Origin of the sequence: Tatumella citrea (assembly GCF_002163585.1) — a bacterium.
GTDB lineage: Bacteria > Pseudomonadota > Gammaproteobacteria > Enterobacterales > Enterobacteriaceae > Tatumella > Tatumella citrea.
Genome location: NZ_CP015579.1, coordinates 3,417,601 through 3,432,334, shown reverse-complemented (window position 1 = coordinate 3,432,334; position 14,734 = coordinate 3,417,601). Strand labels below are relative to the sequence as shown.

At 50.0% G+C, this 14,734-nt stretch carries 13 protein-coding genes; 12 read left to right on the top strand and 1 reads right to left on the bottom strand.

Going from position 1 to position 14,734, the window contains the following annotated elements:
* Position 1 precedes the first annotated feature (1 nt).
* The 12 genes from murD to mutT all read left to right on the top strand — a co-directional run bounded on the left by murD (position 2) and on the right by mutT (position 14,484).
* Positions 2 to 1,318, top strand: a complete 1,317-nt coding sequence (murD, locus tag A7K98_RS16345; protein WP_087490554.1) for a UDP-N-acetylmuramoyl-L-alanine--D-glutamate ligase — start codon at positions 2 to 4, stop codon at positions 1,316 to 1,318.
* Positions 1,318 to 2,544, top strand: a complete 1,227-nt coding sequence (gene ftsW, locus A7K98_RS16340) for a cell division protein FtsW (RefSeq protein ID WP_087489512.1) — start codon at positions 1,318 to 1,320, stop codon at positions 2,542 to 2,544. The genes murD and ftsW overlap by 1 nt, the downstream gene beginning before the upstream one ends.
* Positions 2,541 to 3,599 carry an undecaprenyldiphospho-muramoylpentapeptide beta-N-acetylglucosaminyltransferase gene (gene murG / locus A7K98_RS16335; protein ID WP_087489511.1) on the top strand — a complete coding sequence of 353 codons (1,059 nt, stop codon included), beginning with the start codon at positions 2,541 to 2,543 and terminating at the stop codon, positions 3,597 to 3,599. The genes ftsW and murG overlap by 4 nt, the downstream gene beginning before the upstream one ends.
* Before the next feature lie 64 nt (positions 3,600 to 3,663).
* The gene (gene murC, locus A7K98_RS16330) at positions 3,664 to 5,139 is read left to right on the top strand and encodes a UDP-N-acetylmuramate--L-alanine ligase (RefSeq protein ID WP_087489510.1); all 1,476 of its coding nucleotides are present in this window, start codon (positions 3,664 to 3,666) and stop codon (positions 5,137 to 5,139) included.
* Positions 5,132 to 6,052 (top strand): D-alanine--D-alanine ligase, encoded by a 921-nt coding sequence (locus A7K98_RS16325; RefSeq protein WP_087489509.1) that lies wholly within the window; start codon positions 5,132 to 5,134, stop codon positions 6,050 to 6,052. Before murC ends, A7K98_RS16325 begins: the two co-directional genes overlap by 8 nt.
* Before the next feature lies 1 nt (position 6,053).
* On the top strand, positions 6,054 to 6,890 hold the full coding sequence (gene ftsQ / locus A7K98_RS16320; protein ID WP_087489508.1) for a cell division protein FtsQ: 837 nt from the start codon (positions 6,054 to 6,056) through the stop codon (positions 6,888 to 6,890).
* Positions 6,890 to 8,146 (top strand): cell division protein FtsA, encoded by a 1,257-nt coding sequence (gene ftsA / locus A7K98_RS16315; RefSeq protein WP_087489507.1) that lies wholly within the window; start codon positions 6,890 to 6,892, stop codon positions 8,144 to 8,146. The genes ftsQ and ftsA overlap by 1 nt, the downstream gene beginning before the upstream one ends.
* 71 nt (positions 8,147 to 8,217) lie before the next feature.
* Positions 8,218 to 9,372 carry a cell division protein FtsZ gene (gene ftsZ, locus A7K98_RS16310; RefSeq protein WP_038023055.1) on the top strand — a complete coding sequence of 385 codons (1,155 nt, stop codon included), beginning with the start codon at positions 8,218 to 8,220 and terminating at the stop codon, positions 9,370 to 9,372.
* 101 nt (positions 9,373 to 9,473) lie between these two features.
* Positions 9,474 to 10,391 (top strand): UDP-3-O-acyl-N-acetylglucosamine deacetylase, encoded by a 918-nt coding sequence (lpxC, locus tag A7K98_RS16305; RefSeq protein ID WP_087489506.1) that lies wholly within the window; start codon positions 9,474 to 9,476, stop codon positions 10,389 to 10,391.
* A 255-nt stretch (positions 10,392 to 10,646) separates the two neighbouring features.
* The gene (secM, locus tag A7K98_RS16300) at positions 10,647 to 11,153 is read left to right on the top strand and encodes a secA translation cis-regulator SecM (protein ID WP_211276809.1); all 507 of its coding nucleotides are present in this window, start codon (positions 10,647 to 10,649) and stop codon (positions 11,151 to 11,153) included.
* 65 nt (positions 11,154 to 11,218) lie between these two features.
* Positions 11,219 to 13,924, top strand: coding sequence for a preprotein translocase subunit SecA (secA, locus tag A7K98_RS16295; RefSeq protein ID WP_087489504.1), 2,706 nt, complete (start codon positions 11,219 to 11,221; stop codon positions 13,922 to 13,924).
* Between the two features lie 164 nt (positions 13,925 to 14,088).
* Positions 14,089 to 14,484 carry an 8-oxo-dGTP diphosphatase MutT gene (gene mutT, locus A7K98_RS16290; RefSeq protein WP_087489503.1) on the top strand — a complete coding sequence of 132 codons (396 nt, stop codon included), beginning with the start codon at positions 14,089 to 14,091 and terminating at the stop codon, positions 14,482 to 14,484.
* Between the two features lie 50 nt (positions 14,485 to 14,534).
* On the opposite strand, the gene yacG is transcribed toward mutT, so the two are convergent.
* Positions 14,535 to 14,726, bottom strand: a complete 192-nt coding sequence (gene yacG, locus A7K98_RS16285; protein ID WP_087489502.1) for a DNA gyrase inhibitor YacG — start codon at positions 14,724 to 14,726, stop codon at positions 14,535 to 14,537.
* Between the last annotated feature and the right edge of the window lie 8 nt (positions 14,727 to 14,734).

Here is a 14,734-nt window from a genome sequence, read left to right as displayed (position 1 = left end):
GATGTCTGACTATCGGGGTAAAAAAGTTGTCATTATCGGGCTGGGGCTGACCGGCCTGTCCTGTGTTGATTTCTTTTTAGCCCGTGGGGTAACGCCGCGGGTGGTAGATACCCGAATGTCCCCACCTGGTCTGGATAAATTGCCGGAGCATCTGGAGCGTTACCTGGGGGGGATTAATGAAGACTGGTTACTGGATGCCGATTTAATTATTGCAAGCCCGGGTATTGCGCTGGCACATCCGGCGTTGGCAGAAGCTGCCGATGCCGGAGTGGAAATTATCGGTGACGTTGAACTGTTCTGTCGGGAAGCCCGTGCGCCGATCATTGCGATTACTGGTTCTAACGGTAAAAGCACCGTCACCTCTCTGGTTGGAGAAATGGCTAAGGCTGCCGGTTGGCAGGTAGGAGTAGGCGGCAATATTGGTTTACCGGTGTTGTCCTTACTGGAACAACCGGCTCAGTTGTATGTACTGGAATTATCCAGTTTTCAACTGGAAACTACTTACAGCCTGGCAGCGGCAGCGGCAACGATTCTGAATGTTACCGAAGATCATATGGATCGTTATCCACTCGGGATGCAGCAGTATCGTGCGGCCAAATTACGAGTTTATGAAAATGCCAGTGTCTGTGTGGTTAATGCCGATGATGCGTTGACGATGCCGGTACGCGGAGTCGATGACCGTTGTATCAGCTTTGGCGTGAATGTGGGTGATTACCACCTGAACAGCCAGCAAGGCAGTACCTGGTTAAGAGTGAAAGGCGAAAAAGTGCTGGATACCCGGGAAATGAAGCTGACCGGCCAGCATAACTTTACCAATGCGCTGGCGGCTCTGGCACTGGCTGATGCAGTAGGTCTGCCTCGTGCATCCAGCCTTAAAGCACTGACTACATTCAGCGGGCTGAGCCATCGTTTTAATCTGGCCCATCGTAACAAGGGTGTGGACTGGATCAATGACTCCAAGGCAACCAATGTTGGCAGTACTGAAGCTGCGTTGAAAGGTCTCAATGTTGCAGGAACATTATGGTTATTACTGGGGGGAGACGGAAAGTCAGCAGACTTCTCACCTCTGCAACCTTACCTGCAGCGGGATAATCTGAAGGTCTACTGTTTTGGCCGGGATGCGGCTGAACTGGCGGCATTACGTCCTGACGTTTCTGAATGCCGGGAAACATTGCAGCAGGTCATGGCAGAGATTGCGCCACAGACCCGACAGGGAGATATGGTGTTGCTGTCTCCGGCGTGTGCCAGTCTGGATCAGTTTAAAAATTTTGAGCAACGGGGCGATCTTTTTACCCGTTTAGCTAAGGAGTTAGGCTAATGCGTATTCCAGGCCTGGCACTTGCCGGCACGGCAGTGATGGCAGTTTCCAGTCGGTTAAGAGACTGGGTCATGGGTGCCAGAGAAAGTGATGATACTGCCATCATTCTCTATGACCGCACTCTGCTGTGGCTGACCTTTGGTCTGGCGATTATTGGTTTTGTGATGGTGACTTCGGCGTCTGTTCCGGTGGGGCAGCGTATGAGTGACGATCCGTTCTACTTTGCAAAGCGTGATGCGTTCTACCTGGGACTGGGTTTTGCGATATCACTGTTCACATTGCGGCTACCGATGTCTTTCTGGCAGCGCTACAGCAATGTGATGCTGATGGCCTCGGTGGTTATGTTACTGGTCGTTCTGGTGGTGGGAAGCTCTGTAAACGGGGCCTCGCGCTGGATTGCTTTGGGCCCGTTGCGTATTCAGCCAGCAGAATTTTCCAAACTGTCCCTGTTTTGTTATCTCGCCAGTTATCTGGTGCGAAAGGTGGATGAAGTCCGGAGTAACTTCTGGGGATTCTGTAAACCGATGGGAGTGATGGTTGTTCTGGCCGTATTACTGCTGGCGCAGCCAGACCTTGGTACGGTGATTGTACTGTTTGTTACCACGCTGGCGATGCTGTTTCTGGCCGGGGCAAAGTTATGGCAGTTCCTGGCGATTATCGGGTCCGGTATGTTTGCGGTTGTTTTGCTGATTATCGCTGAACCTTACCGCATGCGGCGTGTAACTTCGTTCTGGAACCCATGGGCCGATCCTTTCGGCAGTGGTTATCAGTTAACCCAGTCACTTATGGCCTTTGGTCGCGGAGAGTTCTGGGGGCAGGGACTGGGAAATTCGGTCCAGAAACTTGAATATTTACCGGAAGCCCACACCGACTTTATCTTCTCGATTATTGGTGAAGAACTGGGCTTTTTCGGTGTGGTACTCGCACTTTTAATGGTATTCTTCGTCGCTTTTCGTGCTATGTCCATTGGCCGCAGGGCGCTGGAGTTAGATCAGCGTTTTTCCGGATTCCTGGCGTGTGCGATAGGTGTCTGGTTCAGTTTCCAGGCATTGGTTAATGTCGGGGCGGCTGCAGGAATGCTGCCAACTAAAGGTCTGACGTTACCCCTGATCAGTTACGGGGGATCGAGTCTGATCATTATGTCTACAGCGATAGTGTTGTTATTACGAATAGATTATGAAACACGTCTGACAAAAGCACAGGCGTTTACCCGGGGTAGTCGATGAGCGGCAAACGACTGATGGTGATGGCCGGAGGCACCGGCGGACATGTGTTTCCCGGACTGGCTGTAGCCCATTATCTGATGGAACAAGGCTGGCAGGTGCGCTGGCTGGGAACGGCAGACCGGATGGAAGCTGATCTGGTGCCAAAGCATGGAATTGATATCGACTTTATTCGTATCAGTGGATTGCGTGGCAAAGGAATAAAAGCACAGTTAATGGCGCCGTTGAGGATTTTTACCGCATGGCGGCAGGCCCGGACAATTATGAAGTCCTGGCAACCAGACGTAGTACTCGGAATGGGCGGTTACGTTTCCGGCCCTGGTGGTCTGGCAGCCTGGAGTTGTGGAATCCCTGTAGTGTTGCATGAGCAAAACGGGATAGCCGGGCTGACAAATAAAGGACTATCGAAAATCGCGCGCAAAGTGTTGCAGGCTTTTCCCGGGGCGTTCCCTGATGCAGAAGTGGTTGGCAATCCGGTACGAACCGATGTGCTGGCGCTGCCGGCACCGGAACAGCGTTTTGCCGACAGAACAGGACCGGTACGGGTACTGGTGATTGGTGGTAGTCAGGGAGCCAGAATCCTTAATCAGACTATGCCACTGGTCGCTGAAAAAGCAGGTGAGAGTATTACCCTCTGGCATCAGACCGGTAAAGGTGCTTTGCAACAGGTAAATGACTTGTATGCCAGCGTCGGACAAACCGGCCACAGGGTTGCTGAATTTATCGATGATATGGCCGAAGCCTATGCCTGGGCTGATGTGGTGGTGTGCCGTTCCGGAGCACTGACGGTCAGTGAAATAGCGGCGGCAGGTTTACCGGCGATTTTTGTTCCGTTTCAACATAAAGATCGCCAGCAGTACTGGAATGCCTTACCGCTGGAAAAGGCGGGGGCCGCAAAGATTTTCGAACAGCCAGATTTTAACGCTCAGGTGGTCGCTGATACCCTGGCGGGCTGGGATCGCCCACAGTTACTGGCTATGGCTTTAAAAGCTCGTGCCATTGCGATTCCGGATGCAACAGAACGTGTGGCAAATGAAGTGGCGAAAGCCGCCAAATGAATAGTGCTCCAGAAGAGCAGCTTCCCGGTAAAACGGGCAAAGTGATAACAGGTAGTGTGAATAAATGAATACTCAGCAATTAGCAAAACTTCGCTCTGTTGTGCCTGAAATGCGTCGGGTCAGGCATATCCATTTTGTCGGCATCGGTGGTGCCGGCATGGGCGGTATTGCTGAAGTGCTGGCAAATGAAGGCTATCAGATCAGTGGTTCTGATCTGGCGCCAAATCCGGTGACCCAGCATCTGAGTTCACTGGGTGTGACGGTTTACTTTAACCACCGCCCGGAAAATGTGACAGATGTCAGTGTGGTCGTGGTATCCAGTGCGATTTCTCAGGATAACCCGGAACTGGTCGCTGCCCGTGAGGCACGGATTCCTGTAATTCGTCGGGCTGAAATGCTGGCTGAACTGATGCGTTTCCGGCACGGAATTGCGATTGCCGGTACTCACGGTAAAACCACAACTACCGCGATGGTTTCCAGCATCTACGCGGAAGGTGGTCTGGATCCAACATTTGTTAATGGTGGTCTGGTTAAAGCTGCCGGAACCCATGCACGGCTGGGCAGCAGCCGTTACCTGATTGCTGAAGCAGATGAAAGCGATGCATCGTTCCTGCACCTGCAACCGATGGTTGCGATTGTTACCAATATTGAAGCGGATCATATGGACACGTATCAGGGTGATTTTGAAAACCTGAAACAGACGTTCGTTAACTTCCTGCATAACCTGCCATTTTATGGCCGTGCTGTGCTGTGTGTGGATGACCCTGTGATCCGTGAACTGATCCCTCGAGTCGGGCGTCAGATAACAACTTATGGTTTCAGTGATGATGCTGACGTAAGAATTGAAAATTATCAGCAGCAAGGTGCCCGTGGCCACTTCCGGCTGGTGCGCCATGACAAGCCGGTTATGGAAGTGACACTGAATGCTCCTGGCCGACACAATGCACTGAATGCCGCCGCTGCTGTCAGTGTCGCGACAGAAGAAGGCATTGAAGATGAAGAAATTCTGGCGGCACTGGAGAATTTCCAGGGAACAGGCCGGCGATTCGATCTACTTGGCGAATACCCGACAGCCCCGGTAAATGGCATCAGTGGAACAGCGATGCTGGTGGATGACTATGGTCATCACCCGACAGAAGTTGATGCCACTATTAAAGCGGCGAGGGCGGGCTGGCCAGATAAGAAACTGGTCATGATATTTCAGCCACATCGCTATACCCGGACCCGTGACCTGTTTGATGATTTTGCTAATGTGCTGTGCCAGGTCGATGTGTTACTGATGCTGGATGTCTATTCGGCCGGTGAAGCGCCGATTGCCGGAGCAGACAGCAGGGCATTATGCCGGTCAATCCGTAGCCGTGGCAAAGTCGACCCGATTCTGGTCGCTGACAATGAGTTACTGGCTGAAATGCTAGCTCCGGTGCTTAGCGGTAATGATCTGATTCTGGCTCAGGGAGCAGGGACTGTTGGTCGTATTGCCCGTACTCTGGCAGAGCATAAGTTACAGCAGGTCACCCGAACGGAGGAGCAGCATGGTTGAAAAAATTGCTGTTCTGATGGGCGGAACCTCCGCAGAACGTGAAGTTTCTCTTGAGTCTGGTCATGCTGTTTTGGCCGGATTAAAAGCAGCGGGACGCAACGCTTACGGCATAGATACCCGCGACCAGTCCGTGCTGACTTTGAAAGAGCAGGGTTTTACCCGTGCCTTTATCGCTCTGCACGGGCGGGGAGGGGAAGATGGTACTTTGCAGGCAGTCCTGGATTTTATCGGTTTGCCTTATACCGGCAGTGGTGTGATGGCTTCGGCAATCACCATGGATAAAGCACGGACTAAATGGTTATGGCAGGGGTGCGGATTACCTACCAGTCGGTTTGTTTGTCTGACTCATCAGCAGATGACGGCAGGGCTGGATCAGTCCACTTTGGAGTCAGTTAACGCACTGGGGCTGCCATTATTTGTAAAGCCTGGTAACGAAGGTTCCAGTGTCGGTATTAGCCGGGTTAACCATGCTGACGACCTGTTCGCTGCTTTAGAGCTTGCTTTTCAATATGATAACGAAGTTCTGGTCGAAGCTTTTGTTAGTGGCGCAGAATATACGGTTGCAATTATTGGCGATAAAGTTCTGCCTTCGATACGAATTAAAGCTAAAACAGAATTTTACGACTACAATGCAAAATATCTCGCTGATGACACAGAATATTTTTGTCCGTCAGGATTAGATGAACAACAACAGATTGCGCTGAATGAATTAGTGATTGCGGCATGGCATTCTTTAGGTTGCACCGGATGGGGCCGTGTTGATGTCATGATGGACGGAGACGGTAATTTTCAGCTGTTAGAAGTCAATACCTCGCCAGGCATGACCAGCCATAGTCTGGTGCCAATGGCAGCAAAGCAGGCGGGTATGGAGTTTTCGCAATTAGTGACCATGATTCTGGAGTTAACAGACTGATATGTCTCAGGCGGCTTTAAATACACGCAACCGGGAACCACAGGATCGTATGGGGTCCGGACGTAGTAATGGTTCACGCCTGTTCGGGATGATCTTTTTGTTAATGGTCATCGGTGTCATGGTGTTGGGCGGTGTAATGGTCCTGAAGTGGATGGATGATGCATCCCGTTTGCCACTTTCGAAACTGGTGGTCACCGGTGAAACTCATTACACCACTCATGATGATATCCGCCAGGCGATTTTATCACTGGGCCCGCCAGGCACTTTCATGTCCCAGAATGTGGACGTGATACAGCAGCAGATAGAGCGGTTGCCATGGATTAAACAGGTCAGTGTACGTAAGCAATGGCCTGATGAGTTAAAGATTCACCTGGTTGAATATGTTCCTGTAGCCCGCTGGAATGATCAGAACGTTGTGGATGCAGACGGTGTTTCCTTTAGTTTGCCGCTTAGTCAGTTAGGTAAGCAGGCGATGCCCATGCTTTACGGGCCGGAAGGCAGCGAGAAAGAGGTCATGGCTGGTTTCTATCAGATGAGCGATATGTTAAAGCCTTCAAAAGTCACTCTGAAGGCAGCGTCGATGACCGCCAGACGTTCATGGCAACTGGTCACCAGCGATGATATGAAAATCGAACTGGGACGCGATGAAACAATGAAACGCCTACAGCGTTTTATAGACCTTTACCCGGTACTGCTCAGGCAGGGGCAGGCAGAAAATAAACGGATAGGTTATGTGGACCTGCGGTATGACTCCGGTGCGGCTGTTGGTTGGATAGCCGTTCCTGTTGACCCAAAGACCACTAATCAGCAACAAAAGCAGGCACAGGCTAAACAATAATGATCAAGGCAACGGACAGAAAACTTGTAGTAGGACTTGAAATCGGCACCGCTAAGGTTGCTGCCCTTGTAGGGGAGATTCTGCCCGATGGTATGGTCAATATTATCGGAGTAGGCAGCTGTCCGTCCCGTGGGATGGATAAAGGCGGCGTAAACGATCTTGAGTCAGTGGTGAAATGTGTTCAGCGGGCAATCGACCAGGCTGAATTAATGGCTGACTGCCAGATATCGTCGGTTTACCTGGCACTGTCCGGTAAGCATATCAGTTGTCAGAACGAAATCGGGATGGTTCCGATTTCAGAAGAAGAAGTAACCCAGGATGATGTAGAGAATGTGGTACATACGGCGAAATCAGTTCGCGTCCGTGATGAACATCGTATTCTGCACGTTATTCCTCAGGAATACGCCATCGATTACCAGGAAGGGATCAAAAATCCTGTAGGGTTATCGGGAGTCAGGATGCAGGCGAAAGTACACCTGATCACCTGTCACAACGATATGGCGAAAAACATCGTCAAAGCAGTTGAACGCTGCGGGCTGAAAGTAGACCAGCTGATTTTTGCCGGACTGGCATCAAGTTATGCCGTTCTGACCGAAGATGAACGTGAACTGGGTGTCTGTGTGGTTGATATTGGTGGTGGTACAATGGATATGGCGGTTTATACCGGCGGTGCATTGCGTCATACCAAAGTGATTCCTTATGCAGGGAATGTGGTGACCAGCGATATCGCTTATGCGTTTGGCACCCCACCGACCGATGCGGAAGCGATTAAAGTCCGTCACGGCTGTGCATTAGGTTCGATTGTGGGTAAAGACGAGAATGTCGAAGTCCCGAGCGTGGGTGGACGACCACCACGTAGCCTGCAACGTCAGACGCTGGCAGAGGTTATCGAACCTCGTTATACCGAACTGTTAAATCTGGTGAATGACGAAATCCTGGAACTTCAGGAACAGTTACGTCAGCAGGGAGTTAAGCATCATCTGGCTGCCGGTATCGTGTTAACCGGTGGGGCAGGGCAGATCGAAGGTCTGGCAGCATGTGCACAACGGGTATTCCATACTCAGGTTCGTATTGGCCAGCCTTTAAATATTACCGGCCTGACCGATTATGCGCAGGAACCTTACTATTCAACGGCTGTTGGCCTGTTGCATTATGGTAAGGAGTCGCATATGGGTGGCGATGGTGACAGCGAAAAAAGAGCATCAGTCGGCGGTTGGTTCAAACGAATCAACAGTTGGCTCAAAAAAGAGTTTTAATTTTTACTAAAGGAGATCATGCTAACAGCATTTATGGTCTCCAGGCGACAGGCACATAACGGAGAGAAATCATGTTTGAACCTATGGAATTAACCAACGATGCGGTGATAAAAGTCATCGGCGTTGGCGGCGGCGGCGGTAACGCCGTAGAGCATATGGTACGCGAGCGTATCGAAGGTGTTGAATTCTTTGCAGTAAATACCGATGCTCAGGCATTACGTAAGACTGCTGTCGGCCAGACCATCCAGATTGGTAATAACATTACTAAAGGGCTGGGTGCGGGTGCTAACCCTGAAGTTGGTCGTAACTCGGCAGAAGAAGATCGTGAAGCACTGCGTGCCGCACTGGATGGTGCAGACATGGTGTTTATCGCTGCAGGCATGGGTGGTGGTACCGGAACAGGTGCTGCACCGGTTGTTGCTGAAGTGGCCAAAGATCTCGGCATTCTGACAGTGGCTGTTGTTACTAAGCCATTTAACTTTGAAGGCAAAAAGCGTATGGCTTTTGCTGAACAAGGTATTGCTGAGCTTTCCAAACATGTTGACTCATTAATCACCATCCCTAATGACAAACTGCTGAAAGTGCTGGGCCGTGGTATTTCGTTGCTGGATGCCTTTGGCGCAGCTAACGATGTATTAAAAGGTGCTGTTCAGGGTATCGCTGAACTGATTACCCGCCCGGGCCTGATGAACGTCGACTTTGCAGACGTACGTACAGTGATGTCTGAAATGGGTTATGCCATGATGGGTTCTGGTGTAGCTTGTGGTGAAGACCGTGCTGAAGAAGCTGCCGAAATGGCAATTTCCAGCCCGTTACTGGAAGATATCGACCTGTCTGGTGCTCGTGGTGTGCTGGTTAACATCACTGCAGGCTTCGACCTGCGTCTGGATGAGTTTGAAACCGTCGGTAACACCATCCGCGCATTTGCTTCAGATAATGCCACCGTGGTTATCGGTACTTCCCTGGATCCGGAAATGAACGATGAGCTGCGTGTTACTGTCGTTGCGACCGGTATTGGCATGGACAAACGTCCTGAAATCACCCTGGTGACCAATAAGAATGCCAGCCAGCCAGTGATGGATCATCGTTACCAGCAGCATGGTCTGACTCCATTACCACAGGAACAAAAACCTGCGGCTAAAGTGGTCAACGATCCGGCAGGCCAGGCGAACAAAGAGCCTGATTATCTTGATATTCCGGCGTTTTTGCGTAAGCAGGCTGACTAAGAATATACCGATATTTGGCCTTGCTCGCTCTTTGTGCTAAAATGGCGGCAACTAAGTAGTGTATAGTCACGAACGAAGAGTAATTTTGCGAGATTAATACGATGATCAAACAAAGGACATTAAAACGTATTGTTCAGGCGACAGGTATCGGTTTACATACCGGTAAGAAAGTCACTCTGACACTGCGCCCTGCGTCGGCCAATACCGGGGTCATCTATCGTCGCACAGACTTGAATCCACCGGTGGATTTCCCGGCTGATGCAAAATACGTGCGCGATACCATGCTGAGTACCTGCCTGGTTAACGATGAAGGTGTGCGTATTTCAACCGTTGAACATTTAAATTCAGCGCTGGCTGGCCTGGGTATCGACAACATTATTGTTGAAGTTGATGCGCCAGAAATCCCGATTATGGATGGTAGTGCTGCGCCGTTCGTTTATCTGCTGCTTGATGCAGGAGTTGAAGAACTTAACAGTGCTAAAAAATTCGTTCGTATCAAACAGGCTGTACGTGTTGAAGACGGTGACAAGTGGGCAGAGCTGAAACCTTACAATGGTTTCTCACTCGACTTTACTATCGACTTTAAACACCCGGCGATTGATGCGAGTTCACAGCGCTATCAGCTGAACTTCTCCGCCGACGCGTTTGTTCGCCAGATTAGCCGTGCCCGTACTTTCGGCTTCATGCATGAAATTGAATATCTGCAGTCTCGTGGCCTGTGCCTGGGCGGTAGTCTTGACTGTGCGATTGGGCTGGATGAATTTCGTGTACTGAACGAAGATGGCCTGCGTTTTGAAGACGAATTTGTTCGTCACAAAATGCTGGATGCTATCGGTGACTTATTTATGTGTGGCCATAACGTGATTGGTGCATTTACTGCATTCAAATCCGGACACGCACTGAATAACAAGTTGCTGCAGGCAGTACTGGCGAAACAGGAAGCCTGGGAATGGGCGACCTTCGAAGATGAAGCTGAGTTGCCTCAGGCGTTTAAAGCACCGAATCTGGTCTTTGCCTGATAAAATCTAAGAACAGCAGGAATTACTGATACTCTCTCCGGTCAGTAAGCCTGCTGTTTTTTTATACCCTTCAGTTGTTCTGTTGAAAAAAACAGCAAAACCCCGAATTTCTTCCCTGGTTTCTTATTCTCTGATGTTGAAAACTGTCATTAGTGTTACTATCTCTCTTATATCAAATGACATGTCCGGCCGGCTTTTGCAGGGATAGCTGAATTTCCCCCGGAGATGTGTATACCCGTATTCAATGGACAGATTGTGATCGGACTTTTTTCGCGTTGGCGACAACTTGGCATGCGTTATTTCTGGCCGCATCTCCTGCTGGGGATGGTCGCGGCGAGTCTTGGCTTGCCGGTAGCGAATGCTCAGGCGCTTGAATCCGGCAACGGGGCAGATGTCCCCGCAAATACACTGTTCATCGGTACTGCTGCTCCGTTTGAGAATCTGCTGCGAATTCGCTCGACGGTACGCCGTCCCGGAGTGAATGTCGATTACTGGCATCAGCATGCTATCCGGGTGGTAATCCGCCATCTGTCATTTTCCCTACCGCAGCTTCAGCCAGAAACACAGCAACAATTATTGCCACTGGCAGTACAAAAAATTGCAGTGCTACAGTCACTGCATGCGTTGCTGACTACCCGGCCTCCTGTTGGTGTACTGATCTCCCGCCCGCTGCCTGAGGGTATGCGGCACCCTTCCGTTTTCAATAGTGGCCTGTGGCTGGCCGGGACTCAGGGCATACGTGCCGGACCCGTGGCCGCCTGAGATCAAGCAAACAATTACCCCCGGTTTTTTGCAGCAAATTTTTGCTGAATTGAGATTATAAAAAAATGGTCATTAAATTATTAACTAAAATTTTTGGTAGCAGTAATGATCGTACTTTACGCCGTATGCGTAAAACGGTTGATATTATTAATAAAATGGAACCTCAGTTCACAGCACTGACTGATGAACAGCTTAAAGAGAAAACTACAGAATTCCGCGCTCGCCTGGAAAAAGGCGAAGTCCTGGAAAGCCTGATTCCTGAAGCCTTTGCCACGGTTCGTGAAGCCAGTCGCCGTATCTTTAATATGCGCCATTTCGACGTGCAGTTAATGGGTGGTATGGTTCTGAACGAACGCTGTATTGCTGAGATGCGTACAGGTGAAGGTAAAACACTGACCGCGACCCTGCCTGCTTACCTGAATGCATTGTCAGGTAAAGGCGTGCACGTGGTAACAGTCAACGATTACCTGGCTCAGCGTGATGCGGAAAATAACCGTCCTCTGTTTGAATTCCTTGGCCTGACTGTTGGTATTAACCTGCCTGGAATGCCGGCACCTGCTAAGCGTGAAGCCTATGGTGCAGATATTACCTACGGTACCAACAACGAATATGGTTTTGACTACCTGCGCGACAATATGGCTTTCAGCCCGGAAGAGCGCGTACAGCGCAAACTGCACTATGCGCTGGTGGATGAAGTCGACTCCATCCTGATCGATGAAGCACGTACACCTCTGATTATTTCTGGTCCTGCAGAAGACAGTTCTGAGCTGTATATCAAGGTGAATAAAATTATTCCTCACCTGGTTCGTCAGGATAAAGAAGACTCTGACACTTTCCAGGGCGAGGGAGATTTCTCTGTTGATGAGAAATCACGTCAGGTGCATCTGACTGAACGTGGGCTGGTGAAAATTGAACAGCTGTTGGTCAGCCAGGGGATTATGGAAGAAGGCGAGTCTCTGTACTCTCCAACCAATATCATGCTGATGCATCACGTCACTGCTGCACTGCGTGCCCATGCGCTGTTTACCCGTGATGTTGACTACATTGTGAAAGACGGTGAAGTTGTCATCGTTGATGAACACACCGGTCGTACCATGCAGGGCCGTCGCTGGTCTGATGGTCTGCATCAGGCGGTAGAAGCTAAAGAAGGTGTTGAAATCCAGAATGAAAACCAGACTCTGGCGTCAATTACCTTCCAGAACTATTTCCGTTTGTATGAAAAACTGGCCGGGATGACCGGTACTGCAGATACCGAAGCCTTTGAATTCAGCTCAATCTACAAACTGGATACGATTGTGCTGCCAACTAACCGTCCGATGGTACGTAAAGACCTTCCTGACCTGGTCTATATGACAGAGAAAGAGAAAATTGATGCCATCATCGAAGATATCCGCGAGCGTACCGCTAACGGACAGCCGGTACTGGTCGGTACTATCTCGATCGAGAAATCAGAAGTGGTTTCTCATGAACTGACTAAAGCGGGAATTAAGCATAATGTTCTGAATGCGAAATTCCACGCCAGTGAAGCTGATATTATCGCGCAGGCTGGTCAGCCATCTGCTGTGACCATCGCCACCAATATGGCCGGTCGTGGTACCGATATTATGCTGGGCGGTAGCTGGCATGCTGAGGTTGAGGCCCAGGATAATCCATCGGAAGAAGAAATTAGTGAGATTAAAGCTGAATGGCAAAAACGTCATGATGCAGTACTAAACTCAGGTGGTTTGCATATTATCGGTACCGAACGTCATGAATCACGTCGTATCGATAACCAGCTGCGTGGCCGTGCTGGTCGTCAGGGAGATAAGGGTTCTTCCCGTTTCTACCTGTCGATGGAAGATGCTCTGATGCGTATCTTCGCCTCTGATCGTGTGTCTGGCATGATGCGTAAACTGGGAATGAAACCAGGGGAAGCTATCGAGCACCCGTGGGTGACCAAAGCTATCGCTAATGCACAGCGTAAAGTTGAAAGCCGCAACTTCGATATCCGTAAGCAGTTGCTTGAATACGATGATGTTGCAAGCGATCAGCGCCGTGCAATCTATACCCAGCGTAATGAATTGCTGGATGTGTCTGATGTCAGTGAGACCATTAATGGTATTCGCGAAGATGTCATGACCGCGACCATTGACAGTTATATTCCACCACAGTCACTGGAAGAGATGTGGGATATTCCAGGACTGGAAGAGCGGTTACGTAATGATTTCGATTTGAATCTGCCGATTGCCGACTGGCTGGATAAAGAGCCGGAACTGCATGAAGAGACATTGCGCGAACGTATTATGCAGCGCACTTTGGAGAACTACAGCGAGAAAGAAGTTGTGGTCGGTGCAGATATGATGCGTAACTTTGAAAAAGGGGTGATGCTTCAAACCCTGGATTCATTGTGGAAAGAACATCTGGCGGCTATGGATTATTTACGTCAGGGGATTCATTTACGTGGTTATGCACAGAAGGATCCTAAACAGGAATATAAACGTGAATCCTTCTCTATGTTCTCTAACATGCTGGAATCACTGAAATATGAAGTTATCAGTACCCTGAGCAAGGTTCAGGTTCGCATGCCAGAAGAAATTGAAGCGCTCGAGCAGCAACGTCGCGAAGAAGCGGAACGTTTAGCCAGCCAGCAGCAGCTTAGTCATGTGGATTCTGATACCGCTGCAGCAGCAGAGTTAGCTTCTCAAAGCGGTGAGCGTAAAGTTGGTCGTAATGACCCTTGCCCTTGTGGTTCAGGTAAAAAATTCAAGCAATGTCATGGGCGTATTGCCTGAGTGACAGGCAACCGGCCGTAAGGCCGGGATATTGCTAACCAATATGACGGAGGTTCATGGCAACATGGACCTTTTTCTTGGCCGTCATTCCCGGGCAGCACTACAGATATGCCACGAACACCGGCATTTTATCTCCGGGCATGCAATGACTCTAAAGGTAATCAATGAAACATCTTCAGGTAGCGGTAGGTATTATTCGGGACCCTGTGCGTGGAATTTTCCTGGCCCAACGTTCATCAACCTCCCATATGGCAAATAAATGGGAATTTCCCGGCGGGAAAATTGAACAGAGTGAAACCGCTGAGCAAGCGCTGAAGCGTGAACTGATGGAAGAAACCGGCATTGAAGTACTCTCTTCCCGGCCAGTGGGCAATGCCGATCACACGTATGACAATGTCCGGGTGACCCTGCACTTTTTTATTGTGGAACAATGGAATGGCGAGCCGTGGGGAAAAGAAGGGCAGCCGCAACGCTGGGTTGCACAGCAGGATCTTCAGGCGGAAGAATTTCCACCGGCTAATCATCAACTGGTCGGCAGACTGGTTGCCGGAGAGCTGTAATCAGAAAAGGGGCGATGCCATAGGCATTTAGCCCCTGTCTGGTGGGCGTGTTATTCTCCGCTCCACTCTTCATCTTCAGAAAGTTTATCATCCACCGGGATACGTTTTTCCTCAGCAGCCCACTCACCTAAATCAATCATCTGGCAACGTTTTGAGCAAAACGGTCGCCACGGGCTGAGCTCATCCCAGATAACATCTTTTTGGCAAGTCGGGCATTGAACCGTGACAATATCTTCCTGCATACTTTCCT

What these genes read in the sequence shown, in the direction of transcription:
- murD (WP_087490554.1), top strand. Translation starts at nt 2, where the DNA reads ATGTCTGACTATCGGGGTAAAAAAGTTGTCATTATCGGGCTGGGGCTG.
- ftsW (WP_087489512.1), top strand. Translation starts at nt 1,318, where the DNA reads ATGCGTATTCCAGGCCTGGCACTTGCCGGCACGGCAGTGATGGCAGTT.
- murG (WP_087489511.1), top strand. Translation starts at nt 2,541, where the DNA reads ATGAGCGGCAAACGACTGATGGTGATGGCCGGAGGCACCGGCGGACAT.
- murC (WP_087489510.1), top strand. Translation starts at nt 3,664, where the DNA reads ATGAATACTCAGCAATTAGCAAAACTTCGCTCTGTTGTGCCTGAAATG.
- A7K98_RS16325 (WP_087489509.1), top strand. Translation starts at nt 5,132, where the DNA reads ATGGTTGAAAAAATTGCTGTTCTGATGGGCGGAACCTCCGCAGAACGT.
- ftsQ (WP_087489508.1), top strand. Translation starts at nt 6,054, where the DNA reads ATGTCTCAGGCGGCTTTAAATACACGCAACCGGGAACCACAGGATCGT.
- ftsA (WP_087489507.1), top strand. Translation starts at nt 6,890, where the DNA reads ATGATCAAGGCAACGGACAGAAAACTTGTAGTAGGACTTGAAATCGGC.
- ftsZ (WP_038023055.1), top strand. Translation starts at nt 8,218, where the DNA reads ATGTTTGAACCTATGGAATTAACCAACGATGCGGTGATAAAAGTCATC.
- lpxC (WP_087489506.1), top strand. Translation starts at nt 9,474, where the DNA reads ATGATCAAACAAAGGACATTAAAACGTATTGTTCAGGCGACAGGTATC.
- secA (WP_087489504.1), top strand. Translation starts at nt 11,219, where the DNA reads ATGGTCATTAAATTATTAACTAAAATTTTTGGTAGCAGTAATGATCGT.
- mutT (WP_087489503.1), top strand. Translation starts at nt 14,089, where the DNA reads ATGAAACATCTTCAGGTAGCGGTAGGTATTATTCGGGACCCTGTGCGT.
- yacG (WP_087489502.1), bottom strand. Translation starts at nt 14,726, where the DNA reads ATGCAGGAAGATATTGTCACGGTTCAATGCCCGACTTGCCAAAAAGAT.